Consider the following 23180-nt stretch of genomic DNA (forward strand, 5'->3'; position numbering starts at 1 on the left):
GGCGATGGGTCAGCTTGATAGTCCAGAGTGTTTCGTACTGCTCGACGACGCCCGCGCACCGGTTAATGGTGGGGTGGGCGCTGCGGCTGATGCGCTGTATTATTCGGCGCCGCGTGAGGTGTTTGTAGCCCACCGGCCCCAAGATGTGATCCCGGCGCTCGAAGCGGCCGAGGCAGCGCGCCAAAAGGCCAAACCCGATGACGCAGAGCTTGCCGGTATGATCGCTTATGAAGCGGGGCTCGTTCTTGAAGATAAGCTTGTTCCCCTTGCCGCTGCGCGAAGCGGTGCGATGGGTCCGCTTGTGTGGCTGGGACTGTTCGATGCGCCGACGCGGATTGCAGCCAAAGACGTGCCCGCATGGCTTGCGGCACGGGCAGATGGTGAGGCGCGGCTTGGTCCGATGGAACCGCAATTGTCACCCGCGGGATATGAGGCCGCATTTGAGACCCTTCGCGAGGCCATTCGTGATGGAGATATTTATCAGGCCAATCTGACCTATCCTCTGGCTGGCTCTTATCGCGGCGATCCCTTGGCGCTTTATGCGCAGCTTCGGGGGAGCGCGAATGCGGGATACGGCGGCATTGTTTTCGATGGCTCACATTGGCTTTTGAGCTTTTCGCCAGAACTGTTCGTGGCACTCGACCCTGAAGGCCGCGCAAAGGCAAAACCGATGAAGGGCACACGCCCGCGTGGGAGTGATGCGGCGGCAGACGCCGCCTTGGCGCAGGAACTGGCAGGATCGGTCAAGGACAAGGCCGAGAATTTGATGATCGTGGACCTCATCCGCAACGACCTCTCGCGCGTTGCGGTGCCGGGAAGCGTTCGGGTCGATGCTCCCTTTGCGATTGAGAGCTATCCAACCGTCCACCAAATGGTATCCAGCGTGCGCGCCAAGCTTGCAGAAGGCATGGGCGCCAGCGATCTGGTGCGCGCGATGTTCCCTTGCGGCTCGATCACCGGCGCGCCCAAAATCCGGGCGATGGAGCTTATCCAAGAAACAGAGCGCGATGCGCGAGGGGCATATTGCGGCGCGATTGGGCGGATTGGCGCTGACGGGTCGGCAGCCTTCAATGTGGCAATCCGCACCTTGCGGCTGACCCCGATTGAAAACGGGCAGGGCAGCGCCATTCTGGGCGTGGGCTCTGCGATTGTCGCCGATAGCGAGCCCTTGGTCGAGCGCCGCGAGTGCGAGGTGAAAGCGGGCTTTGCGCGCCAGAATTCGCAGGGGAGCACTGCTGGCGGCGCAGACCTTATTGAAACGATGGCGTTCGACCCTGAAACAGGGATTGCGCTTCTCGAATTGCACCTCGCGCGCATGAAACGCAGCGCCAAGGCCTTCGGGTTTGAGTTTGATCGCCATGCTTTGCGCAATCAAATTCAAGCGCTGGTGTTTGAGCTGGCTGAGCCTTCCAAGGTGCGTCTGCTCACCTCAAAAAGCGGGGCGAGCGTCATTGAAACCGCACCCCTGCCGAAAGCCTTTGCCGGGCCTGTCCCGGTGGTCGCCTTGCCAAACCCGCTGGACCCCAGCGATTGGCGCCTCGCCCACAAGACCAGCGACCGCGGTTTTTACGAGGACGCATTAAACGCAGCCAAAGCGCTTGGCGGCAGCGAAGCGGTTCTGGTGCGCGAGGACGGCTTTGTAACCGAAGGGTGCTTCACCAACATTTTTGTTGAGCGCGGTGGAATCTTGCTCACCCCACCGACGTCGCATGGACTGTTACCGGGCATCTTGCGCGAATATCTGATCGAGAAAGGCCGCGCGCGCGAGGCAGAATTGACGCTGGATGATCTTGCGGGCGGTTTTCAGCTTGGAAATGCGGTGCGCGGACTGTTCTCGGCCAGGCTGGTCTAGCGAAACACCCTTCGACAAGCGGGGGGCGAGGCGATAGGGGGCTATTATGACCTCCATCCCCATTCTCTTTGAAGACGGCGAAGCGCTCGTCATCAACAAGCCAGCCGGGCTCCCGGTGGATCGCCCAAAGCGCGGCGGGCCGTGCCTTAACGACCATCTCGACGATCTGAAGCTTGGGTTTCAGCGCCGCCCGGTCCCCGTCCACCGGCTTGATACGGACACATCAGGCTGTTTGTTGCTGGCGCGCAATCCCAAGGCGTTGAAACGGTTTAACAAAGCTTTTGAAGATCGCCTTGTGGCCAAGACCTATCTCGCGGTGATCGACTTTCTGCCCGCCGAGCAATCCGGCACGATTGAGCTGTCGCTTTCCAAAATCAGCTCTGCTGAGAAAGGCTGGCGCATGATTGCTGCGAAAAAGGGCAAGCCTGCTGTTTCGCATTGGGAGCTGATTGAAACCATCGGAGAGGGCGACCGCGTGCGCTCGCTCATCCGTTTCCGGCCCGAGACAGGGCGCACACACCAGCTCAGAGTGCATGCATTGCAAGGGTTAGGTGCGCCGCTTTTGGGTGATCCGGTCTATGGGCCAGTGCGCGGCCAGAACAAGGGCGCACCGCGCACCATGCTTCACGCAGAGACGATTGCGGTGGAGCGTGAAGGCAAGCCCGCGATTACAGCGCACGCGCCTTTCCCCGAGGATTTCCTGCGCGCCGGGCTAACGGCCCCTACGCCGCCAGCTTTACCCGAGGCTTCACCAACAGTTGCGCCTGAACCGGTTTCACCCCAGCCCGCCGCTCCAGAGCAGGACGATGGATAAGGCGCTTCTCAACCGCGCCCATGCCCTTGCCGAGGAGAGTTTCCTCGCAGGCTCTGGCCCGGGCGGTCAGAACGCCAATAAGGTTGCAACCGAGGTTCAATTGCGCGTCAATATTTACGCGCTGCGATTGCCCCCGCCCGTTTTTGCAAGGCTGCGCACGCTTGCAGGATCCAAGTTGACCACATCGGGCGACCTTCTCATCACCGCGCGCCAACACCGTACACAGGAAGCGAATCGCACGCTTGCCCGCGCACGTTTGGCCGAAATGCTTGAGGCTGCGCATCGCGCTCCCAAGAAACGCGCCAAATCCCGCGTGAACCGCGTGGGCAAGACACAGCGCCTCAAGGCCAAGAAAGTGCGCAGCGATGTAAAATCCAGGCGCGGTAAAGTGAACGGTTCTGATTGGTGAGCCTTAAGACCATGGCCCCGAGACTGTGGCCCCGAGACTGTGGCCCCGAGACTGTGGCCCCGAGACGTGGCCCCGAGACTGTGATCCTGATACTGTCATCCTGAGACCGCGACTCTGCTTGACTTTTCCCCGTGAATCGCTCAGAGGCGCGCGTCTGTAAGGCGGCGTGCTTGGATACAAGCAAGCGCCGCTCTTTGTTTTTACGGCCATTTGGCCTCACCTGTATTTGTAGGAATTTGCAATGGCGAAGCCAGCAACCGTGAAAATCCGTCTCGTGTCGACTGCTGACACCGGCTTTTTCTATGTGACCAAAAAGAACCCGCGCAACATCACCGAGAAGATGACCTTCCGCAAGTATGACCCCGTGGTTCGTAAGCACGTTGAATTCAAGGAAGCCAAGATCAAGTAAGGTCTGGCTGACTGCGGGATGGAAAGCCTTGCAGTGTCTGCAAATTCATCGCCACGTTCGTCGCGAAGTTCATCGACAGTTCAACGCAATCAGCGTAACTGTCATCTTATGAAAACGATGAAACTCCTCCGCCCGCTCGGCATTGCGTTTGCTGCCGCTGGCACTCTTGCGCTTGGCCTATCGCTGGGCAATTCAAACACCACCCCTTCTTTGGCGCCTCCGGCGCAGGCCCAGTCCAGCAGCGCCGACCTTGACCGCGCTATAACCGCATTGCGCGCGATTTCGACGATGAAGGCCAACTTCAACCAGATCGACCGCGCCGGCAACACTGTGGCAGGCACGATGACGTTAAAGCGTCCGGGCAAAATCCGCTTCGATTACGGCAAGGACGCAGATCTCCTCGTGGTTTCCAACGGCAAATCGCTCTACATGATCGACTATGAGGTCAATCAGGTTGAACGCTGGCCCATCAAGAGTTCACCTTTGGGCGCGCTGCTTGATCCTAATCGCGACGTAAAACAGTTCGGTACGCTTGTGCCAACCGGAAGCAGCGATGTTCTTAGCATTGATGTGCGTGACCCGAACAAGCCTGAGTTTGGCCGAATCAACCTGATTTTTGTGCGCAAGCCCGGCGCGCCCGGCGGATTGGAGCTCACACACTGGGTAGCCCTGGATGCGCAAAATCATCGGACGACCGTTCGCCTCAGGAATCACCGCTATGGCGTTGCCGTTCCTGATTCGACATTCACCTTCCGCGATCCGCGTCGCTCTTCTCGTCGACCGGGATGAACGCCTCGCCCTCGAAAAGTTGTAATTCTGCGACAAACCTAGGACCACGTTCATTTACGTGAAAGCCAACTCCCGGTAAAACCGTAGGTAAGACGGATGAGAAAGGGTTTCCCCCCTGTTGCCCTTTTCTCGTGAAAGTCCGTCTTGACCAAGCGTGACGAACGCTAACAAGGAACCCCAGCGCCAACGCCCCCCGGTGCTGGGGTTTTTTGTTGTCTGGCGCCTAGGCCAAAGCTTGTGGGGCGCGGCACTTACGCCTAATTGACCCTGCATGCTTAGCGTTGCCACTTGGAACATAAACTCTGCGCGTTTGCGCCTTCCCATCATTGAGAAATATCTCGAAATGCAAGGGCCTGATGTGCTGTGCTTGCAAGAGATCAAATGTCAGGAACATCAGTTTCCGGCCGATGCGCTTGCAGCGCTGGGCTATGAACATCAGGCGATCTGCGGGCAAAAGGGGTATCACGGGGTCGCAACGGTTTCGCGCGTTCCGATCCGCGAGGTGACCCGTCACGATTGGCAGGCCAATGGCGAGGCGCGTCATGTGGGCGTGGAGGTTGTGGACCGCGAAGTTGGCGGCAAAAACGTTCGCATCGACAATGTCTATGTCCCCGCAGGCGGCGACGAGCCTGACCGCGAAAAAAACCCCAAATTCGGCCAGAAACTCGATTTTCTGGAGCGCATGACAGATTGGGCCAAGTCGCTTGACGTGCCCACCTTGATCGTAGGCGATTTCAACATTGCGCCGCTTGAAAGCGATGTGTGGAACCACAAACAGCTTTTGAAAGTTGTCAGCCACACGCCGGTCGAGGTGGAAACACTGGAGCGCTTTCAAAAGGCACACGGCTGGGTCGATATTGGCCGTGAACACATCCGCGATCCGGAACGATATTTTAGCTGGTGGTCCTATCGCTCCAAGGACTGGCGCGTGAATGACCGTGGCCGGCGTCTTGACCATATGTGGGCCTCTCCCGAATTTGCCGCCAGAGCAACCGGGCACAGCCTGTTGGAAGACGCGCGCGATTGGGAGAAGCCGTCAGACCACATTCCGCTTGTGACCGAGTTCGATATCTAAATTCGATGCGCGACAAGCCTGCCCCCGATCTGAAAAGCCCTTCGCCAGAGCGCCGCGCGGCGCAGGCGGTTGACGCGCTGAGGCATGGCTGGGCGCTGGATTTTGCGGGCGGGCCGGTGCTTTTGCCGATTGAAACGGCAATTGCGAGCGGGGCAAGGTCGAGCCACCTGCTGATTTCAGCAGCACGCGCAGCGACATTGAAGCTGACCAATCAACGAGAGGCGGCACCCGGTAAAGGCCAAAGCGATCTGCCACACACCCCTATCCTTATCCGCTCGGGCGAGGCCATGTCGCTGGATGTGGCGCGCCCGATTGCCGACCCTTCGCTTGACCTCAACAATCCGTTCAAAGGCCCGTTCAAAGCCGAGCCTATCGATTGGGCCGATGAAGCGGTTGCGGCGATGGAATATGCGCGCATCGCTGGCGTTTTACCCGCCTTTATGGTCGACCCTGTCGAAGGGGGCGAGCCTCATCCGCTTATTGCCAGTGACCTTGCCGCATACACCGATGCAGGGCGGCTCGATATCATCACCCGCGCGCGCCTTCCGGTGTCGGCCAGCGAGACGGGCGAGATCATCGCCTTTCGGTCCACCGCTGACACGCGCGAGCATGTAGCGCTCATCATCGGCGAGCAATCGGGCGACCGTGAACCTCTTGTGCGCCTTCACTCCGAATGCCTGACCGGCGATGTTTTGGGCAGCCTTAAATGCGACTGCGGCCCGCAATTGGATGCAAGCCTTGAAGCTATGGCGACCCATGCGCGCGAAGACGGCGGCTGGGGCATCTTGCTCTATATGCGTCAGGAAGGGCGCGGAATTGGCCTTATCAACAAACTTCGCGCCTACCGTCTTCAGGATCAGGGGTTCGACACGGTTGAGGCCAATGAGCGCCTCGGCCTTCCCGATGAGGCCCGCGATTTTCCCGTGGCGGCACGAATGCTGGAACTGATCGGGGCGCGGAGCATCCGCCTTCTCACCAACAACCCGGCCAAAGTGAAAAGCCTTGAGGCGACCGGGATCACGGTCAGCGAGCGGGTGCACCACCAGCTGCCCGACAATCCGCACAACGCGCGTTATCTCGCTACCAAGCGCGACAAATCAGGACACTTGCTGAGATGAGGGGTCCCGAAATTCCTGTCACAATTCGGCCAGAGGCACCGGGCGATGAAGAGACAATCCACGCGCTCACCGAGGCGGCGTTTAAGGAAATGCCCAGCGGCAAGGTGGCGTTTGCTCACGGGTTTGGTGGTTAAGCTCGGTCTACCTTGATTTCTGAGCGCGTATCTCTGCCTCCAGCTCCATTTTGTATTCCCTTAGCTCCGTGATGCGGGTCAGATTATCGGGCATTCTTGCGGGGATTTGAGGAATGGGTCGATTGGGGTCCAACCAGACCAACATCATACCTGTGGCTGACAAGAGATTTGCGACCTCCTCATAGACGCCCTTTTGTGTCGAAATGTATAGGGTCACACTGGAATATGGCTCAGATACCTCTTCGCCTTCGGCTTTCTCGGCGATTTCACGCGCCATCGCGATAAGCACGTCAGGTGCACATGGCGCTGCAACTGCCCGATGGTTATTCGACAAACGACGATCAGTTGTGAAGGTCTTGAAATTCGCGAAAGTGCGTTTGTGATCTTCCGCCCCGAACGGCAAAAGGACGGTTGGAGAAACATTCTTTGCGCCGTCTCCCCTTTCCCTTTCTGACGCTTCGCGAAGATAATTTCGCCAACGCCAAACCTCGCAACTTTCGGGCGCGGTGATTGGGTTGCGCAACATAAACTGATATTCAATGTTGTCGTTTACTTGTTCGAGTGCGAGGCTTCCCGCCTCGCTAAGCGCGTTTGACCAACCAGGTTCGCGGCGTGCGACAATCTCACCGCTATCCAGTTCAATCTTGAGGAATACGGTGTCTTCGTCACTCGCTGCGAAAGAGGAACCGGGACCATCTATCTCAAGAATGATCGCATCCTCGTTTTCTACAAACAGTGCATCTGTGAGCCAATTGACTGAACTCACAGAATGGGGAAGGGTATCCTTATAATACTGCGGTACGATGTCGGTGAGCTCCATTGACCGCACAAGTGAGCCATCCTCGCGGTAAATCACCAGAACATTCTTGCCATGACCGGTTGAATACCAATTGTCGAAAGTAACCACATAGCGGCCATCATCCTTGACCATCGCATGGGTTGGAGCGATCACATTTTCGAGAGGGCCCTGCCAAGTGGTCTCCCAACCACCGCTTTGGATGCGTGCCTCTAGCTTTGCATTTGCGTGTGGCTGCTCCGAAGCAAAACCGGTGTGTTGACTGTCATAATACGCATCGACCTCTGTATCGGGCGCGGGGTCAACAATCAGACGAAACTGGCCGCATTCGGAAAGGTAAGTTTCTTGAAAAGGGGCAGGCCAACTATCAGCGCACAACGGTTCAGGTTTGACAAAAGCGACTACGACAGCACAAAGCGCGAAGATCGAAAAAACAGTGGCCCAAGCTGATTTCATGCACGCAAGGTTAGCGCCGTGAGAAATTCGCGCAAGTTACCGAAGCTCGTATTTCGTCAAACCGCGCGCCAGCTTGTTGCCGCTCATCACGACGCGGGAGTTGGTCCAATCGGCGAGAAATACGCTTGCCCGGTTGAGGCCCGGCACAAAGCGTGCGGTGTTGTCTTTCACCACCAAACCATCAGGATCGTGCAGCAGGGTTTCTGCTCCCAGAGCGATAAACGCAGAATAATTCTCTTTATCGCGGCCTTGGACGAACCAGTTGTTGGCGATCGTGCCTTTGCTGCCTGCGGGAAGGTCGATCATGTAATTGGTGCCGGTGCCTTGTGCATCGTCAAAGCTGTTGTCTTCGAGGATCACATTGGCCGTGCGCGCCTTGACATAGTGGCCACCCCGGCCCTTTTCAAAACGGCTTTCGCGCACCGTCAGCTCGCCATAATTGCCAATGTAGATCGAATGCGCGCAGCCTGCTGAATGCTCGCAAGTGCCAAGCCCGCTGAAGGTAGAGCGCAGGATATAGATGCGCCCTGTGGGATTGTCGGCGGTGAGAATGCCCTGCTGACTGTTCATAAAGCGCGAATAGGCAACGTTGAGAGCGCCCTTTTCAAGCCGGATGCCAGCGCCATTGCCATCGCCCACTGCCATATTGGTGAAGGTAAGCCCGCGCACTTCAGCGCCAAGGCCGCGCAGCACCAAAGCCGCTTTGCCTTCGCACGCGCGCCGGTCAAAAATCACTGTTCCCGCTTCGCGCGCTGCGTAGATAACAACGCCAGCGGTTTGGACAGCGCATTGGCGATAGGTGCCAGGTGCGATTTCAATCGTTCCGCGCCGGTCGCCAATCGCATCGACTGCTGCCTGAAGCGTCGGAAAACTGCGTCCGTTTTCCTTGATCAAAAACGGCTGAGCACTTTGCGCATTTGCGGCAGTTCCTGCGAACAGGAGGAGTGCCAACAAAAGAACAGCGAGGAAAAACCCGTGGTCAAACGCATTGGCAATGCGCTGCGGCATGGGAGGGGCGGAGGGTTTCAGATAGCTTCTCATGCCTAGCGATATATCGGGCAAACCGCAACAGCGGGAGCCGTTGTTTGGCCAGTGTACCGTTTCGGTCCATCAATTGGGGCTTGGCTTAACGCCGCCTCGCCCGCTACACCGTTGCCCGAACACATTATGACGTTTGGTAGGAGGATACCCACATGAAGAAACTCGCAGTAATCGCCGCTCTTGGCAGCCTTGGTCTTGCCGCATGTGGCAGCACTGACGATGCATCAACCGAAGCGATGCCAGACACGGTTGAAATGCCCGCTGACGAGGCGCTTGAGCCAGTGGCCGAAGAGCCAGCGGAAGATCCCGCCGTCCTTGAAGAAGTCGATCCAGCTGACACGGCGCCAAGCCTTGAGACAACTGAAGAAGCTGCTGAAGCGGCGGCGAATGTCGCAGCCGAAGCTGCTGCTGCTGCAGAAGCTGCTTCTGCCGCCGCTGCTGCTGCGGAAATCTCAGAAGAGATCAATTAGGCCATGACCGCAAGGTGGCCCGCATTAGGCGCTGCTTTGATGTCCGGAGCCCTCCTCTGCGCCTGTGATGCGGGCGGGGCGGATGGTCCGGGCTCGGTCAGCGTGGACGAGGCACAGGCGCTCGATGAGGCGGCTGAAATGCTGGACGAACGCCGTCTTCCCGAAGGCGTGCTCGCAGGCACTGCACCAGAGACTGCAGCCGCATCTGAGCAGGGCTCACAGGAAGCTGAAGAGGAAGAGGACGAATGAACGCACCTCAAACTGGCCAATTGCAGTCAGGAGCCACCTTCAATCCGGGCATGGATGAAGAGACTTTCGAACAATTCGCCGAGCAATTGGAGCGCTACGTTCGTGAGCGGTTGATCCCGGCAGAACCTCAAGTGATTGAGAACGACGCGGTCCCCGCTGACATCATACAAGAGATGCGCGAGATGGGCCTGTTTGGCCTGACCGTGCCCGAAGAATACGGCGGCGCGGGCCTCAATATGAGCCAATATGCGCGCACCGTGAACATCATGGCTTATGCAGCACCCGCCTATCGTTCAATTTTCTCGATCAATGTAGGGATGTTCGCAAGCGCTCTTAAAAACGGTGCAACCGAGGATCAGCGCGCAGAATGGTTTCCAAAGCTTGCTGAAGGCAAGATCGCCTGCTTCGGTCTGACTGAGCCGGGATCGGGATCGGACAGCGCTGGCCTGCAAACCACCGCGCGCCCAAGCGCAGATGGCAATGGCTGGGTTTTGAACGGCACCAAACGCTATATCACGAATGCCCCCCATGCCGATGTTGCGCTTATCATGGCGCGTACGGAGAAGGAGAACCTTCCCAAGAACGCACACGTCAGCGCGTTTCTGGTGCCGATGAATGCGGCTGGCGTGTCCACCGGATCACCGGACAAGAAAATGGGCCAATCGGGCAGCCACATCTCAGACATTATGCTCGACGATGTGGAGGTTCCGGGAGAGGCGCTTTTAGGCGGCGAAACCGGCAAGGGTTTCCGCTTTGCGATGCAGAGCCTTGATAACGGGCGGATTTCTGTGGGCGCAACAGCAGCAGGCTATGCGCGCCGGGCGCTTGATTCAGCGATCCGATACGCCAATGAGCGCAAGGCCTTTGGCGAACCGATTGCAAACTTCCAGCTGATCCAGCAAATGCTCGCCGATAGCGAGATCGAGATCTACGCCGCCGAAGCGATGATGCGCGACGTGACAAGCCGCGCTGATCGGGGTGAGAATATCCTTATCAAAGCCGCCGCCTTTAAGGTGTTCTCAAGTGAAATGTGTGGCCGCGTGGTGGACCGTGTGGTGCAGGTCTATGGCGGCGCGGGCTATCTGGCCGAATACGACGCCGAGCGCTTTTACCGCGATGCGCGCATTTACCGCATTTACGAAGGCACAACGCAAATCCTCCAGCTTCAAATCGCCAAGCATATGCTGCGCGAATGGGAAGCTCTGAACGGCTGATTTCTTGGGTCCCAATACCATTGGGCCCAACCGGGGACACATATGTACCAACTCCTAAACGACCTCTCGATTGTAGAGGTGTCGAGCTTTGTCGCTTCGCCAACAGCGGGCCTTTATTGCGCGCAAATGGGCGCGGAAGTCATCCGCGTGGACCACAAGGCGGGCGGGCTTGATTACGACCGCTATATGCTGACCAAAGAGGGCCGCTCGCTCTCTTGGGAGAACCTGAACCGCGCAAAGAAGTCGGTCGCCCTGGACCTGCGCAGCGGCGAGGGGCGCGAACTATGCGTCGAGCTTGCTGCGAAAACCGGTCAGTGCATCACCAATCTGCCCGAAAAAAGCTTCCTCAGCCACGCTGCGATGGAGGCCAAACGAAGCGACATGATTAGTGTGCGCATCATGGGTTGGCACGATGGGCGTCAGGCGATGGACTTCACCGTCAATGCCGCTGCTGGATACCCGCTGATGACGGGGCCAGAGGAATGGGACCCTGAAACCGCTCTGCCGATCAGCCAGCCACTGCCAGCGTGGGATTTTATCACTGGCGCTTATTCCGCATTTGCCTTGATGACCGCACTCCACAACCGCGGGGTGACCGGACAAGGGAGCGAGATGCGCGTGCCTTTGGGTGATGTCGCAATCGGGACGCTCGCCAATTCGGGCACCATGGCCGAAATGCTCTATCGCGGGTCCGACCGAGAGCGGCTTGGCAATGCGATCTGGGGTGCGTTTGGGCGCGATTTCCAGACGAAATGCGGCACCCGCTTTATGGTTGCAGCGCTCACGCCCAAGCAATGGACGGGCCTTGTTGCTGCGTTTGGTGTTGCAGACGGAATTGCCGCGCTCGAAGCTGAACTGGGCGTCGATTTCAACGCTGGCGACCGCCCCCGCTTCGAAAACCGCCACCGGCTGTTCGACCTGTTTCAAGCCGCGGCGCAAACCTATGATTACGAGACACTTTCCGGGCGCATGGCAACAGAAGGCTGTACGTTTGAAAAATACCGTTCGCATCACGAGGCCTCAAACGACCCGGTGCTTGTGACGCAGAACCCGCTTTTTGGGCCCTCGCCTGCCAACCCATCGGGCTTTGAATATCCAGCCACGCGCTCTTTTGCGAATATGCCAGAACATGAGGCAGGCAACCCCGCCCCTGCGCCCTTCCTTGGACAGCATTCTGAAGAAGTGCTGGCCGAGAAACTGGGCCTGTCTTCTGGCGCAATCGCCAAGCTGATTGATGCAGGGACCGTTGCTCTGTCCGATGAAAACGCCGATTACAGGAACCGCTAATGAGCCACTCATCACCCCGGCGCGCCGCCATCGTTTCTCCCCTTCGCACACCCGTCGGCAAGTTCCTCGGAGGGCTTTCCAGCCTGAACGCTGGCGAGCTTGGCGCGATCATCTTGAAGGCACTGGTCGAGCGTAGCGGCATCGACCCGGAGCGCGTCGATGACGTGGTTTTCTCCCAAGGTTATGGCAACGCGGAAGCGCCTGCGATTGGACACTGGTCATGGCTCGCCGCTGGCCTTCCGCTCGAAGTTCCCGGCTACCAGCTTGATCGCCGTTGCGGGTCAGGGCTGCAAGCGGTCGCCAATGCGGCAATGATGGTTGAGACGGGCATGGCAGACGTGGTGGTCGCAGGCGGATGTGAGAGCATGTCCAATGTCGAGCACTACACGCTGCAAGGGCGCGGCGGGGCGCGGATGGGCGATATCACGCTGCATGATCGCCTCTCGCGAGGCCGCCTGATGAGCCAGCCAATAGAGCGTTTCGGCATCATAACCGGCATGATCGAAACAGCTGAGAACTTGGCCAAAGACTACAACATCACCCGCGAGGAGGCCGATGCTTACGCCGTGCGCTCGCACCAGAATGCCGCCGCCGCATGGGAAGCGGGCAAGTTTGACGATCACCTCGTCCCCGTTGATGTGCCTCAGCGTCGCGGCGATCCGGTAACCTTTGCGCGTGACGAGGGTTTCCGCTCAGACGCTTCGATGGAAACGCTGGGCCAATTGCGCGCCATTGACGGGAAACGTGACCCCGAGGCAATCGTTACTGCTGGCAATGCGAGCCAGCAAAACGATGCGGCTGCTGCGTGCCTTGTCGTGGCAGAGGACAAGCTTGAAGAACTGGGCCTTACCCCGTCGCTCTGGTTTGGCGGATGGGCCGCGGCGGGCTGCGACCCGTCGCGCATGGGGATCGGGCCTGTCCCTGCGACCGAAAGACTGTTTGAGCGGCGCGGATACAGCTGGGACGATATCGACCTTGTCGAAGTCAACGAAGCCTTCGCCCCGCAAGTGCTCGCCGTCCTCAAAGGCTGGGGCTGGAGCGAGGACGATACGCGCCGCGAAATCCTCAACGTAAACGGCTCAGGCATCTCGCTTGGTCACCCGATTGGGGCGACCGGTGGGCGTATTCTTGCCGATATGGCAGCCGAAATGCACCGACGCGGTTCTCGCTACGCACTGGAGACAATGTGCATTGGCGGTGGTCAGGGGATTGCCGCAGTATTCGAGAGAGCGACATGAGTTTCGACGACTGGATCGGGCGTGAGCAAAAGTCTCACGATACGCTGACCCCGCAAACCGCGACGCAGTGGTGCGCGACATTCAACATCGACGTTCCTGAGCGATGGATCATGCCGCAAGGTATCCACCTCGCGCTGTGTACCCCTGACGCGCGGACCGCCGCGCTTGGTGAAGATGGCCACCCGGCCCGTGATGAGAGCCCCGATAGCTTCCTTCCACCGTTCCAAATGCCGCGCCGGATGTGGGCGTCGAGTGATATTCGCTTCATCGCTCCCATCGCCATTGGAGCCGTGGTTGAGCGCACCAGCAGGGTTGCCTCGATAGCTGAGAAAGAGGGGGGTTCCGGCAAGCTTGCTTTCGTCAATGTCGAGCATGAGACCAAGGCCAATGGTACGCTTTCGGTGCGCGAAACACAGACGCTCGTCTACCGCGAGGCCGCTGCTGCTGATGCGCCGCTGAGCCCACCTGAACCGGGAGAAGGCGTTTTCGATGCAAGCGAGTGGGACGCGCACCGCCTTATCGTGCCCGATGAGCGCCTGCTGTTCCGCTATTCGGCGCTGACATTTAACACGCACCGCATCCACTATGATGCACCTTATGCGAGCGCGGTTGAACGGTATCGCGGGCTTGTGGTGCACGGCCCGCTCAGCGCTTCGCTGCTCCTGCAATTGGCGGCAAGCGAACTTGGCGACAACCGCCTGCGCCACTTTGCCTTTAGAGGTGTCTCGCCAGCGATTGCAGGTGATGCGCTCAATCTCGTGATGCGCAAAGGCGAAGACGGCTTTGAACTGGGCGCCTTTGCCAGCGACGGGCGGCAAATCACCAAGGCCAGCGCGCAGCTCTAGCTCTTGGGTGGCCGCCCGCGTCTTGGCGTTTTGGTCTTCTCCACCTTGATCCCGCGCGCCTCCAACGCCTCGCGCAAAAGCATCTCGATCTGCGCATTGGCAGACCGCAATTCCGCGCCCGCGAGCCGCTCGACCGCAGCGTGAACCGCCGGATCGAGCCGCAATGCGTATGCCTTTTTTCCAGGCGGTTTGTTTGAGGGTGCAGCCATCGCTGCCTCCTTCAGGTTTGCAGGTTACTGATAAAGTGTGCCCGTGTTGACCACCGGATGCGCCTCGCGGTCACCGCACAGGACCACCATCAGGTTGGAGACCATGGCGGCTTTGCGCTCGTCATCAAGGTCGATGATGCCATCTTGTGAAAGCTTGGCCAAAGCATCCTCGACCATTGAAACCGCACCGATAACCACCTTCTTGCGCGCCGCGATGACCGCGTCTGCCTGTTGGCGGCGCAGCATCGCGCCTGCGATTTCGGGTGCATAGGCAAGGTGGGTAAGGCCCGCTTCATCGACCACGATCCCTGCTACGGCGAGCCTCTCGTTCAGCTCTTCGCGAAGCTCGGCGTTGACCACATCGGCGCTGCCACGAAGGGTGGTTTTGTCGTCATCAGACATATCGTCATATGGATGGCGCGCGCCTACCGTGCGAAGGCCCGCTTCGATCTGGATGTTCACAAATTCCTTGTAATCATCGACGTCGAACACGGCCTGTGCGGTGTCCGAAACGCGCCAGACCACGTTGCAGGCAACCTCAATCGGGTTGCCGCGCAGGTCGTTGATCTTGACCTTTTCGGAATGGATGTTGTGGGCGCGAACGCTGACCTTTTGCTTGATCATCCATGGCCAAACCCATTGCAGGCCCTCCTTGCGCACCGTCCCGCGATACTCGCCAAACAGGGTGATGACAGCCGCCTGATTGGGCTGGATCATAAAGAAACCGATAAGGCCGAACAGCACTGCAAGCGCGCCTGTGACGAGCGTCCCGACAAAGGCCAACTTGACCGATTTGGCCGCGCCTTCGGGCGGGATCGCACCAATGATCATAAAGACCACCGCCAATGTGATAGCGCTGAAGATCGCCAGCATGAGATAGCCATTGTAGGCAGAACCGGCTCTCTCCCGGCTCGACGTCATAGGCACAGAGTGACCAGACATAGAGAAACTCCTTCGATATAATTATGATATCATATTTATATCGAAGTCGCGGAATTGTCAATCTATCGGATAATCCTTGATCGGCTCGATCACGCCATAGCTTTCCGCATAGGGCTCATGCCCAAGGTCAGGAAAATCGATCTTTGGAGGTTCGATGTGCATATCGGGCATGCGGTCGAGCAGGTCGCGGATTAGCGTGAGCCGGCCGCCCTTCTGGTCGTTGAAATCAACCAGGGTCCAGGGTGCGTGGTCCGTGTGCGTTGCTTTCAACATTGCCTCGCGCGCATCAGTGTATGCCTGATACTTCTCCCGCGCTGCCAGATCGACAGGCGACAGTTTCCAACGCTTCAGTGGATCCTCGCCTCGCTCCTTAAGGCGTTCCTCCTGACGGTCCTGATCGGTGGTAAGCCAGTATTTGAACAGCAATATGCCATCATCAGTGAGCATCTTCTCGAACGTCGGGGCGACCGTCAAAAACGCCTCTGCCTGCTCTTGGGTGCAATACCCCATCACCCGTTCAACCCCTGCGCGGTTGTACCACGAACGGTCAAACAGCACGATTTCGCCTGCATGGGGAAGGTGCTTTACATAACGCTCGAAATACCACTGCGTCTGCTCTTCTTCGCTCGGCTTGGATAACGCCACCGTGCGGCATTGGCGCGGGTTCAGCTTGTCGCGAACCGCTCTGATCGCGCCGCCCTTGCCCGCCGTATCGCGCCCTTCAAAGATCACGACAATCCGCGCGCCCGTCGCCCGCGCCCAGCGCGCCATGCCCACCAGTTCTTCGGTCATCGGCTCCAGAAGTTCGCGGTATTCTTTGCCCTTAAGCGCCATGGATTGCCCCTTATTGTGCTTGCGTTAGTGGGTCAGTAGTATCAAATGATACTTTATGGCCACAAAAGCGCATCCTGACACCGATTACACCGCACTTCCAGAGTTGGGAGCCGATGTGTTCACCGCTCCACTCGCAAAGCCTGCGCATGTGGGCGAGGATTGGATTGAGCCTGCGCAAACCGATTACTCGAGCGAAGATCATCAGGTGTGGGATGATTTGTTCAAGCGCCAGATGGAGGTCCTCCCCGGACGCGCGGCGAGCGCCTTTCTGGCGGGACTCGACAAGCTCGACCTTTCGCGTGGCGGCATCCCGGAATTTGGCGAGTTGTCGGAAGAATTGGGCAAGCTTACCGGATGGAGCGTCATCCCCGTGCCGATGCTGATCCCCGATCATGTATTCTTCTGGCACCTTGCGAACCGCCGCTTTCCAGCAGGCAATTTCATCCGCACGCGTGAGACGTTTGACTACATTCAAGAACCCGATGTCTTTCACGATGTCTTTGGCCACGTGCCGATGCTGACCGACCCTGTGTTTGCGGACTATATGCAGGAATATGGCCGCGCTGGGTGGAAGGCGATGCGGTATAATCGGCTCAAATCATTGGGCGCGCTCTATTGGTACACGGTCGAATTTGGCCTCATCGAAGAGGCAGACGGCATTCGCGCTTACGGTGCTGGCATTCTATCGGGGCCAACCGAGGCAAAGTTTGCGGTCGAGGCCAAGAGCCCCAATCGCATCATGCTCAATGTCGACCGGGTCATGCGCACCGATTATGTAATCAGCGATCTTCAACCGACATATTTTGTGATCGAAAGCTTTGAAGATCTTTATCGCCAGACGGTGGAGCGCGATTTTGATCGGCTCTATCGCAACCTCGCGCCGGGTTTCACCTACGCTAATTCCGCCGTCATTGACGTCGATAATGTGATCAATAAGGGCACTTTGGAATACCACCTTCGCGGTGGTCGCGGCTCTGGGGCAGCCCCCGTCTAAGCCTGGCGAGTGGCAAATGCGTAATAGCCAACAATTGCGGGCAATGTGACGCCCACGCCAGCACCAAACCCCAACAGGCTAAGCGAGCCCAGGAACGTGCCGCCGTTGGCAAGGAGGCCAGCGGTCAGACTAGCGACAATCCCGACCAGCATCATGCGCAACACCGCGCCAGGCTCATCAAGCCGCAAAACGATAGAACCAAGCCAGCCCAGCAGAGCGCCAATGTTGAAGAGGAGGATAAGTGCCATGTCAGACCTCAGACCCATAGGCAGCGCGGTCGAGGCATCCCAATGGCACAGCTATCGGGCCTAAGCCTGCGACGGGAAGGCTTATTGCCTTTTCAAGCAGGCTCCGGTTCGAGAGCAAAGCCATTGGGATGTCCGGAACGGATTTGGCCAAAATGGCCCATCGCAGCGTCCAAAAGTTTTGAAATATTGACATATTCCTGCGCCTTTTCTCCTTGCACTGAGCCATTTTGACTCAAACCTCGATCGCGCTGCCTATGGGTTTGAGGTCTTAGAAGAAATAGAGCAGCCCGACGCCCATAGCCACCCGGTAAAGTACAAAAACCATCATCGAGGCCCGCTTTAGGAAATTCATCAAGAACGCCATGGTCGCAAACGCCGCCACAAAGGTAAGCGCGCCTGCGATAAGCGCATCGAGCGCCAGCTCCATCCCCGCATCGAAAATCTCCGGCACGATCAAAACGCCTGCCCCCGCGACCGCTGGGATCGACAGGAGAAACGAGAAGCGTGCTGCTTCCACCCGCTTGTACCCAAGGAAGCGCGCAGCGGTCATGGTGACCCCCGAACGCGACGTGCCCGGTATGATCGCAAGCGCCTGTGCAAGCCCCACGATAAGGCCATCGCGCCAGCTCATATCTTCAAATTCTTTGACTTCCTGCCCCACCTTGTCAGCAAGCCCCAAGAGGATGCCGTAGAAAATCAAGTTGAAGGCGATGAGGTCGGTGAAACGGATCGACGCCATCAGATCACCATCGATAATTTCGACCCCGAAAATGCCGCTCGCGATACCGTTGAAAACGCCCATTTTGATCGACAGGCCAAAGGCAACCGCCGGGATGGTGCCAAGCACGATCCACCAGAACAATCGCCGCTCTTGCGGAGCATTGGGCGCTTTTGCACCTACCCCGATGCTGGCAAAACCACCACGCGCCAAGACCAGCACATCTTTGAAGAAATAGACGATGATCGCGAGCAAAGAGCCCACATGAACCGCCACATCAATCAGCGGGCCCTGGTCGGGATAGCCGGTGAAAAACTGGATCAAAATGAGATGGCCTGACGACGAAATCGGCAGGAACTCGGTGATCCCTTGCACCACGGCAATGATGAGCAATTGGAGAAGAGTCATATCGTGATCGTCATGGCCACGCTGCGCGGTTTAAGTCAATTGCACTTGAACGCAGAGGACCACTTCAGGCCGCCTGATTACTTGCAAATTGCAGCTTGGCAAGGCGCGAATAAAGCCCCCCGGCAGCGGAAAGCTCTGCGTGTGTGCCCTGTTCAGCGATGACGCCCTGATCGAGCACAATGATCCGGTCCGCGGCGCGCACGGTCGCCAAACGGTGCGCGATCACAAGCGTGGTGCGGTCCTTCATTAGTTCATCCAGCGCGCTTTGCACCAATTGCTCGGATTGTGCGTCCAGTGCGCTGGTCGCTTCATCAAGGAGCAGGATCGGCGCATCACGAAGAAGCGCGCGCGCAATCGCCACACGCTGACGCTGACCGCCCGACAATTGCGTACCCCCTTCGCCAAGATAAGTGTCGAGCCCTCGGGGGAGCGCTTTCAAAAACTCTTCAGCATTGGCAGCGCGCGCCGCGTCCCAAATGTCTTCATCGCTTGCTCCCCAATTGCCATAACGAAGATTATCGCGGGCATTCGCGCTGAACAGGACGCCTTCCTGCGGTACAAAAGCAAGGCGCTGGCGAACATCAGCCGGGTCCGCCTTGGTCAAAGGCACACCGTCCAAGCGGATCGTGCCCCCTTGCGGGTCATAGAAACGTTCAACCAGTTGGAAGATCGTCGATTTACCTGCACCAGACGGCCCGACAATCGCAATGGTTTCGCCCGGCTCGATCTCAAGGTTGAAATCATTGAGCGCGGTGTCTTCGGGCCTTGCTGGATAACGGAAAGTGACGTTCCGAAACGAGAGGCTCCCGCGCGCAGGGCTCGGCAATTGTTCGGGGCGCGCAGGCGGCGCGATCACAGGCTCGGTTTCGAGAAGCTCTGCCAAACGGCTCGCCGCGCCAGCGCCCCGCAAAAGGTCGCCATACACTTCGGTCAAAGCGCCAAACGCACCCGCTACAATCATCGCGCCCACCAGAAATGCGAGGAGCGTGCCAGACGTCATCTCGCCAACCGATACCGCCTCTGCCCCGCGCCACAGCAGGAAGACAATCGAACCAAACAGCGCGAAAATAATGATGGACGTCATCACCGCGCGCAAAATGATGCGCTTTCTGGCCGTATTGAATGTGCGCTCTACCGCATCACCAAACCGATCAGACTCGCGGGTTTCCTGCCCGAAACTCTGGACGATCTTCATCGCGGAAAGCACTTCGGTCACCATAGCGCCAACGTCAGCCACGCGGTCCTGACTGTCGCGCGAGATGGTGCGGATGCGGCGGCCAAAGATGACGATGGGCAAGACCATCACCGGAATGCCCACCACCAACCAGATGGTGAAGCTGGGCAGCAGATAGAACAGGTAAATCGTGCCGCCGATACCCAAGAACACATTGCGCAAGGCAACAGAAACCGTGGTCCCGACGACCGTTTCAATGATCGCCGTGTCAGACGTCATCCGGCTGGAGATTTCTTTGGGCGAGTTTTCTTCGTAAAAAGCGGGCGACAAACGCAGCAGATTGCGGTGCACCTTGCGCCGGATGTCGGCGACAACGCGCTCCCCGATCCAGCTCACAAAGTAAAACCGCGCGGCTGTACCAAGAGCGATCACCACAACGATCATGCCCAGATACCTGAACCAGCGCGCGATTTCGGTGCCTTCTTCGACAGTGCCAAACCCGCGGTCCACAATCAGTTGGATCGCCGCAGGGATCGCAAGCGTGCCTGCCGCCGTTACAGACAAAGCGATCAGCGCAAAGATCACCTCGCGCGGATATTTCGCCGCCTCGCGGTAAACCATTTTCAATGGCGCAAGCGAACGCGACTTTGAAGCCTCCTCGAGAGCGTCATTTTCGCCCCCAAGGTTCACCTTCAATTCGCCGTCGCTGATCTGTTCGGTTGTTATCTGCCCACTCATACTGAGCCCCACGTAGGCGTGATGAATACAAATTTCACCTCTAAAAGCGCTAAAAGTTGGGGCTTGAATGCGCAAGTCGGTTATTGTGCATTGCACAATATTCTGCCAATGCCCATGTAACGGATCTATAAAACACCGCGTGATGGGGTCGCGCGCCCAAAAAACGGACGGGCCAAACATGCTTTACAAAGCTTATGAAATCCAGCGCAGCTGGCTCAATTCAGTGAGCACGGTTGCTTCAATGAGCTCAGAAATGCTGACGCATCCAGCAAACCCATGGTCCAAATTGGGCCTGGGTACGATGACAGCCAATGCGCTCGACGTGTTCGCCCATGCGACGGCTCCTTACAGCAAGCCCGCTTTTGGCATTACCGAGGTCGACGTGGATGGCCGGATTTATCCGGTGATCGAAGCAACGGTGATGAACCGTCCCTTTGGTGATCTTAAGCGTTTTCGCCTTGATGGGGTGGACGATAACCGTCCCAAAATGCTGATCGTAGCTCCAATGAGCGGCCACTTTGCCACGCTCCTTCGCGGAACGGTTGAGCGGATGCTTCAAAGCCACGAAGTCTATATCACCGATTGGGCTGATGCAAAGACGGTGCCGGTGCACGAAGGCTCCTTCGACCTTGATGATTACATCGATTATATCATCGAATTCCTTGAATATATCGAGCAAGTGACCCCCGGCCAGCGCCCCCATATGCTGGCCGTTTGCCAGCCGTCGGTCCCTGCCTTTGCGGCGACTGCGCTGATGAACCAGCACAAATCGCCTGGAACTCCTGCGACGCTCACCATGATGGGCGGGCCAATCGACACGCGCGAAAGCCCCACTTCGGTCAACGACCACGCAATGAACCGCCCGATTGAATGGTTCCGCCAATCGGTGATCGCGACTGTGCCAATGCAATATCGCGGTGCTGGGCGTAAGGTGTATCCCGGCTTTATGCAGCTTTCAGCGTTCATGAGCATGAACCTGCAGAGCCACATGATGAGCCATTATGAGATGTTCAAACACCTTACCACGGGCGATGATGCTAGCGCGCAGGCGACCAAGGATTTCTACGACGAATACCGCGCCGTGTGCGATATGACCGAAGAATTTTACCTTCAAACGGTCGAAGAAGTGTTCCAGAAACACTCAATCCCGAACGGCACATTCGAGCATAAAGGCGAAGTGGTTGATCTTACCCAGATCACCGACACCGCGCTCCTCGCGATCGAAGGTGAACGCGACGATATTTCAGGTCTGGGCCAGACCAAAGCCGCTTTGAAGCTCGCCACCGGATTGGACGAGGACAAGAAGCGTTACTTCATGGCCGAGGGCGCGGGCCACTATGGCATTTTCAACGGCAGCCGTTGGCGCACAAAAGTTGCGCCCGTGGTTGAGGAATTTGTGGTCCAGCATTCCTGAAAACCCATACCCATGAGGTCGTTCGCAAAGGCGAAATGCGCAAACCTCTGAACTGGAACACCTTTACCCGGATTTAAGCATAAGTTCAAAGCCACGGGTAAGCCCTTAGCCTTAAGGTCACCCTCTCACTCGATACTGAGCCATGGGGGCAATGATGATCCGGTTTTCCAAAGCGCCAATTTCCAAAGCAGTCTGCATAGCAGCGGCCTTTTGCATGGGGAGCGCAGCCTTGGCTGAAAACTCCGGCTGGAGCATTTCTGAGGCCGATGGGCAGGTTTCCGTCATTCGCGGCGACAAATCGCTTTACGGTGCGCAAGGCACTCAGTTGCAGGTCGGCGATCTTGTCAAAACCAGCAGCTCTGCCAACGCGGTTCTGGTGCGCGGCGATGACTTTGTAGTGGTTGAGTCTGGCAAAACAGTTCGGATTAAACCGGCCGAAGAACGCGGCATGGTTAGCCAGATGGTCGAATTTGTAAGCGGCCTGCTTGGCCCAAGCGAAGATCACACCAAGCTCAACCGGCCCATGCAAGCCGCTGTGGTCAAAGGCCTTGATGGCAATATGGTCGCCGATACCAGCAATGAAGGGCAGGCATCGGGGGGCAATTAAGCCGCCGACTTATCCTTCTGGAACGCCTTTTGGGCTGCGGAAAAACAGACGTTTGATAATCCTCTGCGCCATCCACAAGAGGCCGGTTACCAGCACGATAAGGAATGCAGCGATGCCTGCTGCGGCGAAAGGATATTCGTAAGCCAGCCAAAGCAGGCCGATGGTGGCGACATCTTCGGTTGCAGACACGGCCACATTGCTAACCGGTTCTGGCGATGTGTTTACAACGGCGCGCGCCGAGGCTTTCCCGCCATGCGCCAAGAAGCTTGCCCCTCCTCCCAAAAGGAAAGCAATCACCTGCATCGCCGGATCAGACGGATCGACAATCGCAAGCGCCAGCAGTGCCCCTCCCACCGGGCGCACCAAAGTATGCAGTGTGTCCCACAACGAATCGAGCCACATAACCTTGTCTGCAAAAAACTCGGCCAAGGCTCCAAAGGCTGCGATCCCCATCACCCATGGATTTTCCAGAACGCCAAGGCTGGCGAGATGTTCAGGCACAGGCAGCGCGTCCAATCGCATCGCAAGCCCGGTTGCAAACACGCACAGGTAAAGTCGCCAGCCCGAAAGCAGGCTTACGCTGCCAGCGATGCCGATGATTTCGATGATCCCCATATTTCCAGTCTGCTACGCTCAAGCAGCGGGCGCAAGCCGCCAATGAAATTTGATGCCGCTAGCCAGCCTTTTGGGTTGACTGC

The 23180-nt window shown here is 57.9% G+C and carries 27 protein-coding genes; 17 read left to right on the plus strand and 10 right to left on the minus strand.

Annotated elements, in window-relative coordinates:
• Positions 1 to 4 precede the first annotated feature (4 nt).
• From pabB to EH31_RS17415, 8 genes are all read left to right on the plus strand, one after another.
• Entirely contained in the window at positions 5 to 1852 is a 1848-nt protein-coding gene (gene pabB / locus EH31_RS14410) for an aminodeoxychorismate synthase component I (RefSeq protein WP_034961591.1), read from the plus strand.
• 46 nt (positions 1853 to 1898) lie between these two features.
• Positions 1899 to 2666: an RluA family pseudouridine synthase gene (locus EH31_RS14415; protein WP_051699304.1), complete on the plus strand. Its 768-nt coding sequence runs from the start codon at positions 1899 to 1901 to the stop codon at positions 2664 to 2666.
• Positions 2659 to 3075: an alternative ribosome rescue aminoacyl-tRNA hydrolase ArfB gene (gene arfB, locus EH31_RS14420; RefSeq protein ID WP_034961592.1), complete on the plus strand. Its 417-nt coding sequence runs from the start codon at positions 2659 to 2661 to the stop codon at positions 3073 to 3075. The genes EH31_RS14415 and arfB overlap by 8 nt, the downstream gene beginning before the upstream one ends.
• Positions 3076 to 3316: 241 nt before the next feature.
• The gene (rpmG, locus tag EH31_RS14425; RefSeq protein WP_034961594.1) at positions 3317 to 3484 is read left to right on the plus strand and encodes a 50S ribosomal protein L33; all 168 of its coding nucleotides are present in this window, start codon (positions 3317 to 3319) and stop codon (positions 3482 to 3484) included.
• Positions 3485 to 3592: 108 nt separating this feature from the next.
• Positions 3593 to 4273 (plus strand): LolA family protein, encoded by a 681-nt coding sequence (locus tag EH31_RS14430; protein WP_034961595.1) that lies wholly within the window; start codon positions 3593 to 3595, stop codon positions 4271 to 4273.
• 271 nt (positions 4274 to 4544) lie between these two features.
• Positions 4545 to 5348 carry an exodeoxyribonuclease III gene (locus tag EH31_RS14435; RefSeq protein ID WP_034961596.1) on the plus strand — a complete coding sequence of 268 codons (804 nt, stop codon included), beginning with the start codon at positions 4545 to 4547 and terminating at the stop codon, positions 5346 to 5348.
• A 5-nt stretch (positions 5349 to 5353) separates the two neighbouring features.
• Positions 5354 to 6466, plus strand: a complete 1113-nt coding sequence (gene ribA / locus EH31_RS14440) for a GTP cyclohydrolase II (RefSeq protein ID WP_051699305.1) — start codon at positions 5354 to 5356, stop codon at positions 6464 to 6466.
• A complete protein-coding gene (locus tag EH31_RS17415; protein ID WP_199797047.1) occupies positions 6463 to 6600 on the plus strand; it encodes a hypothetical protein in 138 nt (45 codons plus the stop codon). The genes ribA and EH31_RS17415 overlap by 4 nt, the downstream gene beginning before the upstream one ends.
• Positions 6601 to 6607: 7 nt before the next feature.
• On the opposite strand, the gene EH31_RS14445 is transcribed toward EH31_RS17415, so the two are convergent.
• Positions 6608 to 7852, minus strand: coding sequence for a hypothetical protein (locus EH31_RS14445; protein ID WP_034961597.1), 1245 nt, complete (start codon positions 7850 to 7852; stop codon positions 6608 to 6610).
• Positions 7853 to 7888: 36 nt separating this feature from the next.
• Positions 7889 to 8893: a right-handed parallel beta-helix repeat-containing protein gene (locus EH31_RS14450; RefSeq protein WP_152553587.1), complete on the minus strand. Its 1005-nt coding sequence runs from the start codon at positions 8891 to 8893 to the stop codon at positions 7889 to 7891.
• A gap of 152 nt (positions 8894 to 9045) precedes the next feature.
• On the opposite strand from EH31_RS14450, the gene EH31_RS14455 reads away from it, so the two are divergent.
• Genes EH31_RS14455 through EH31_RS14480 form a run of 6 tightly spaced genes read left to right on the plus strand, consistent with a single transcriptional unit; the run spans position 9046 to position 14196 of the window.
• Complete coding sequence (locus EH31_RS14455; protein ID WP_034961598.1) at positions 9046 to 9363, plus strand: hypothetical protein; 318 nt, start codon at positions 9046 to 9048, stop codon at positions 9361 to 9363.
• A gap of 39 nt (positions 9364 to 9402) precedes the next feature.
• A complete protein-coding gene (locus EH31_RS17750; RefSeq protein WP_169738775.1) occupies positions 9403 to 9612 on the plus strand; it encodes a hypothetical protein in 210 nt (69 codons plus the stop codon).
• Positions 9609 to 10826: an acyl-CoA dehydrogenase family protein gene (locus EH31_RS14465; protein ID WP_241765945.1), complete on the plus strand. Its 1218-nt coding sequence runs from the start codon at positions 9609 to 9611 to the stop codon at positions 10824 to 10826. Before EH31_RS17750 ends, EH31_RS14465 begins: the two co-directional genes overlap by 4 nt.
• Positions 10827 to 10868: 42 nt before the next feature.
• Positions 10869 to 12113: a CoA transferase gene (locus EH31_RS14470; RefSeq protein WP_034961601.1), complete on the plus strand. Its 1245-nt coding sequence runs from the start codon at positions 10869 to 10871 to the stop codon at positions 12111 to 12113.
• Entirely contained in the window at positions 12113 to 13351 is a 1239-nt protein-coding gene (locus EH31_RS14475; RefSeq protein ID WP_034961603.1) for an acetyl-CoA C-acetyltransferase, read from the plus strand. The genes EH31_RS14470 and EH31_RS14475 overlap by 1 nt, the downstream gene beginning before the upstream one ends.
• The gene (locus tag EH31_RS14480) at positions 13348 to 14196 is read left to right on the plus strand and encodes an HTD2 family dehydratase (protein ID WP_034961605.1); all 849 of its coding nucleotides are present in this window, start codon (positions 13348 to 13350) and stop codon (positions 14194 to 14196) included. The genes EH31_RS14475 and EH31_RS14480 overlap by 4 nt, the downstream gene beginning before the upstream one ends.
• Here EH31_RS14480 and EH31_RS14485 read toward each other — a convergent pair.
• From EH31_RS14485 to ppk2, 3 genes are read right to left on the minus strand one after another with little or no spacing between them, the layout of a single operon-like run.
• Positions 14193 to 14405: a type II toxin-antitoxin system antitoxin gene (locus tag EH31_RS14485; RefSeq protein WP_034961607.1), complete on the minus strand. Its 213-nt coding sequence runs from the start codon at positions 14403 to 14405 to the stop codon at positions 14193 to 14195. The genes EH31_RS14480 and EH31_RS14485 overlap by 4 nt on opposite strands.
• A 24-nt stretch (positions 14406 to 14429) precedes the next feature.
• Positions 14430 to 15347, minus strand: coding sequence for an SPFH domain-containing protein (locus tag EH31_RS14490; RefSeq protein ID WP_034961610.1), 918 nt, complete (start codon positions 15345 to 15347; stop codon positions 14430 to 14432).
• Positions 15348 to 15404: 57 nt separating this feature from the next.
• Entirely contained in the window at positions 15405 to 16181 is a 777-nt protein-coding gene (gene ppk2, locus EH31_RS14495; protein ID WP_034961612.1) for a polyphosphate kinase 2, read from the minus strand.
• A 55-nt stretch (positions 16182 to 16236) separates the two neighbouring features.
• Here ppk2 and phhA point away from each other — a divergent pair, with 55 nt between their 5' ends.
• Positions 16237 to 17175, plus strand: a complete 939-nt coding sequence (gene phhA / locus EH31_RS14500; RefSeq protein WP_034961616.1) for a phenylalanine 4-monooxygenase — start codon at positions 16237 to 16239, stop codon at positions 17173 to 17175.
• Here phhA and EH31_RS14505 read toward each other — a convergent pair.
• From EH31_RS14505 to EH31_RS14515, 4 genes are all read right to left on the minus strand, one after another.
• Positions 17172 to 17423 carry a hypothetical protein gene (locus tag EH31_RS14505; RefSeq protein WP_241765946.1) on the minus strand — a complete coding sequence of 84 codons (252 nt, stop codon included), beginning with the start codon at positions 17421 to 17423 and terminating at the stop codon, positions 17172 to 17174. The two genes, phhA and EH31_RS14505, sit on opposite strands and share 4 nt — an antisense overlap.
• Position 17424: 1 nt before the next feature.
• Entirely contained in the window at positions 17425 to 17616 is a 192-nt protein-coding gene (locus EH31_RS17665; RefSeq protein WP_161782155.1) for a hypothetical protein, read from the minus strand.
• Positions 17617 to 17691: 75 nt separating this feature from the next.
• Complete coding sequence (locus EH31_RS14510) at positions 17692 to 18549, minus strand: undecaprenyl-diphosphate phosphatase (protein WP_034961619.1); 858 nt, start codon at positions 18547 to 18549, stop codon at positions 17692 to 17694.
• Positions 18550 to 18613: 64 nt separating this feature from the next.
• Positions 18614 to 20344, minus strand: a complete 1731-nt coding sequence (locus tag EH31_RS14515) for an ABC transporter transmembrane domain-containing protein (RefSeq protein ID WP_241765952.1) — start codon at positions 20342 to 20344, stop codon at positions 18614 to 18616.
• Between the two features lie 295 nt (positions 20345 to 20639).
• Here EH31_RS14515 and EH31_RS14520 point away from each other — a divergent pair, with 295 nt between their 5' ends.
• The gene (locus tag EH31_RS14520) at positions 20640 to 21875 is read left to right on the plus strand and encodes a polyhydroxyalkanoate depolymerase (RefSeq protein ID WP_034961875.1); all 1236 of its coding nucleotides are present in this window, start codon (positions 20640 to 20642) and stop codon (positions 21873 to 21875) included.
• A 214-nt stretch (positions 21876 to 22089) separates the two neighbouring features.
• Positions 22090 to 22482 carry a hypothetical protein gene (locus tag EH31_RS14525; protein ID WP_206742042.1) on the plus strand — a complete coding sequence of 131 codons (393 nt, stop codon included), beginning with the start codon at positions 22090 to 22092 and terminating at the stop codon, positions 22480 to 22482.
• 9 nt (positions 22483 to 22491) lie between these two features.
• On the opposite strand, the gene EH31_RS14530 is transcribed toward EH31_RS14525, so the two are convergent.
• Entirely contained in the window at positions 22492 to 23097 is a 606-nt protein-coding gene (locus EH31_RS14530) for a DUF4126 domain-containing protein (protein WP_034961624.1), read from the minus strand.
• Positions 23098 to 23180 lie beyond the last annotated feature (83 nt).

The sequence above is a fragment of the Erythrobacter longus genome, assembly GCF_000715015.1.
Classification (GTDB): Bacteria; Pseudomonadota; Alphaproteobacteria; order Sphingomonadales; family Sphingomonadaceae; genus Erythrobacter; species Erythrobacter longus.

Coding starts and splice junctions, on each gene's coding strand:
- pabB (WP_034961591.1), top strand. CDS start 5: ATGGGTCAGCTTGATAGTCCAGAGTGTTTCGTACTGCTCGACGACGCC.
- EH31_RS14415 (WP_051699304.1), top strand. CDS start 1,899: ATGACCTCCATCCCCATTCTCTTTGAAGACGGCGAAGCGCTCGTCATC.
- arfB (WP_034961592.1), top strand. CDS start 2,659: ATGGATAAGGCGCTTCTCAACCGCGCCCATGCCCTTGCCGAGGAGAGT.
- rpmG (WP_034961594.1), top strand. CDS start 3,317: ATGGCGAAGCCAGCAACCGTGAAAATCCGTCTCGTGTCGACTGCTGAC.
- EH31_RS14430 (WP_034961595.1), top strand. CDS start 3,593: ATGAAAACGATGAAACTCCTCCGCCCGCTCGGCATTGCGTTTGCTGCC.
- EH31_RS14435 (WP_034961596.1), top strand. CDS start 4,545: ATGCTTAGCGTTGCCACTTGGAACATAAACTCTGCGCGTTTGCGCCTT.
- ribA (WP_051699305.1), top strand. CDS start 5,354: ATGCGCGACAAGCCTGCCCCCGATCTGAAAAGCCCTTCGCCAGAGCGC.
- EH31_RS17415 (WP_199797047.1), top strand. CDS start 6,463: ATGAGGGGTCCCGAAATTCCTGTCACAATTCGGCCAGAGGCACCGGGC.
- EH31_RS14445 (WP_034961597.1), bottom strand. CDS start 7,852: ATGAAATCAGCTTGGGCCACTGTTTTTTCGATCTTCGCGCTTTGTGCT.
- EH31_RS14450 (WP_152553587.1), bottom strand. CDS start 8,893: ATGAGAAGCTATCTGAAACCCTCCGCCCCTCCCATGCCGCAGCGCATT.
- EH31_RS14455 (WP_034961598.1), top strand. CDS start 9,046: ATGAAGAAACTCGCAGTAATCGCCGCTCTTGGCAGCCTTGGTCTTGCC.
- EH31_RS17750 (WP_169738775.1), top strand. CDS start 9,403: ATGTCCGGAGCCCTCCTCTGCGCCTGTGATGCGGGCGGGGCGGATGGT.
- EH31_RS14465 (WP_241765945.1), top strand. CDS start 9,609: ATGAACGCACCTCAAACTGGCCAATTGCAGTCAGGAGCCACCTTCAAT.
- EH31_RS14470 (WP_034961601.1), top strand. CDS start 10,869: ATGTACCAACTCCTAAACGACCTCTCGATTGTAGAGGTGTCGAGCTTT.
- EH31_RS14475 (WP_034961603.1), top strand. CDS start 12,113: ATGAGCCACTCATCACCCCGGCGCGCCGCCATCGTTTCTCCCCTTCGC.
- EH31_RS14480 (WP_034961605.1), top strand. CDS start 13,348: ATGAGTTTCGACGACTGGATCGGGCGTGAGCAAAAGTCTCACGATACG.
- EH31_RS14485 (WP_034961607.1), bottom strand. CDS start 14,405: ATGGCTGCACCCTCAAACAAACCGCCTGGAAAAAAGGCATACGCATTG.
- EH31_RS14490 (WP_034961610.1), bottom strand. CDS start 15,347: ATGTCTGGTCACTCTGTGCCTATGACGTCGAGCCGGGAGAGAGCCGGT.
- ppk2 (WP_034961612.1), bottom strand. CDS start 16,181: ATGGCGCTTAAGGGCAAAGAATACCGCGAACTTCTGGAGCCGATGACC.
- phhA (WP_034961616.1), top strand. CDS start 16,237: ATGGCCACAAAAGCGCATCCTGACACCGATTACACCGCACTTCCAGAG.
- EH31_RS14505 (WP_241765946.1), bottom strand. CDS start 17,423: ATGGCACTTATCCTCCTCTTCAACATTGGCGCTCTGCTGGGCTGGCTT.
- EH31_RS17665 (WP_161782155.1), bottom strand. CDS start 17,616: ATGTCAATATTTCAAAACTTTTGGACGCTGCGATGGGCCATTTTGGCC.
- EH31_RS14510 (WP_034961619.1), bottom strand. CDS start 18,549: ATGACTCTTCTCCAATTGCTCATCATTGCCGTGGTGCAAGGGATCACC.
- EH31_RS14515 (WP_241765952.1), bottom strand. CDS start 20,344: ATGGTTTACCGCGAGGCGGCGAAATATCCGCGCGAGGTGATCTTTGCG.
- EH31_RS14520 (WP_034961875.1), top strand. CDS start 20,640: ATGCTTTACAAAGCTTATGAAATCCAGCGCAGCTGGCTCAATTCAGTG.
- EH31_RS14525 (WP_206742042.1), top strand. CDS start 22,090: ATGGGGAGCGCAGCCTTGGCTGAAAACTCCGGCTGGAGCATTTCTGAG.
- EH31_RS14530 (WP_034961624.1), bottom strand. CDS start 23,097: ATGGGGATCATCGAAATCATCGGCATCGCTGGCAGCGTAAGCCTGCTT.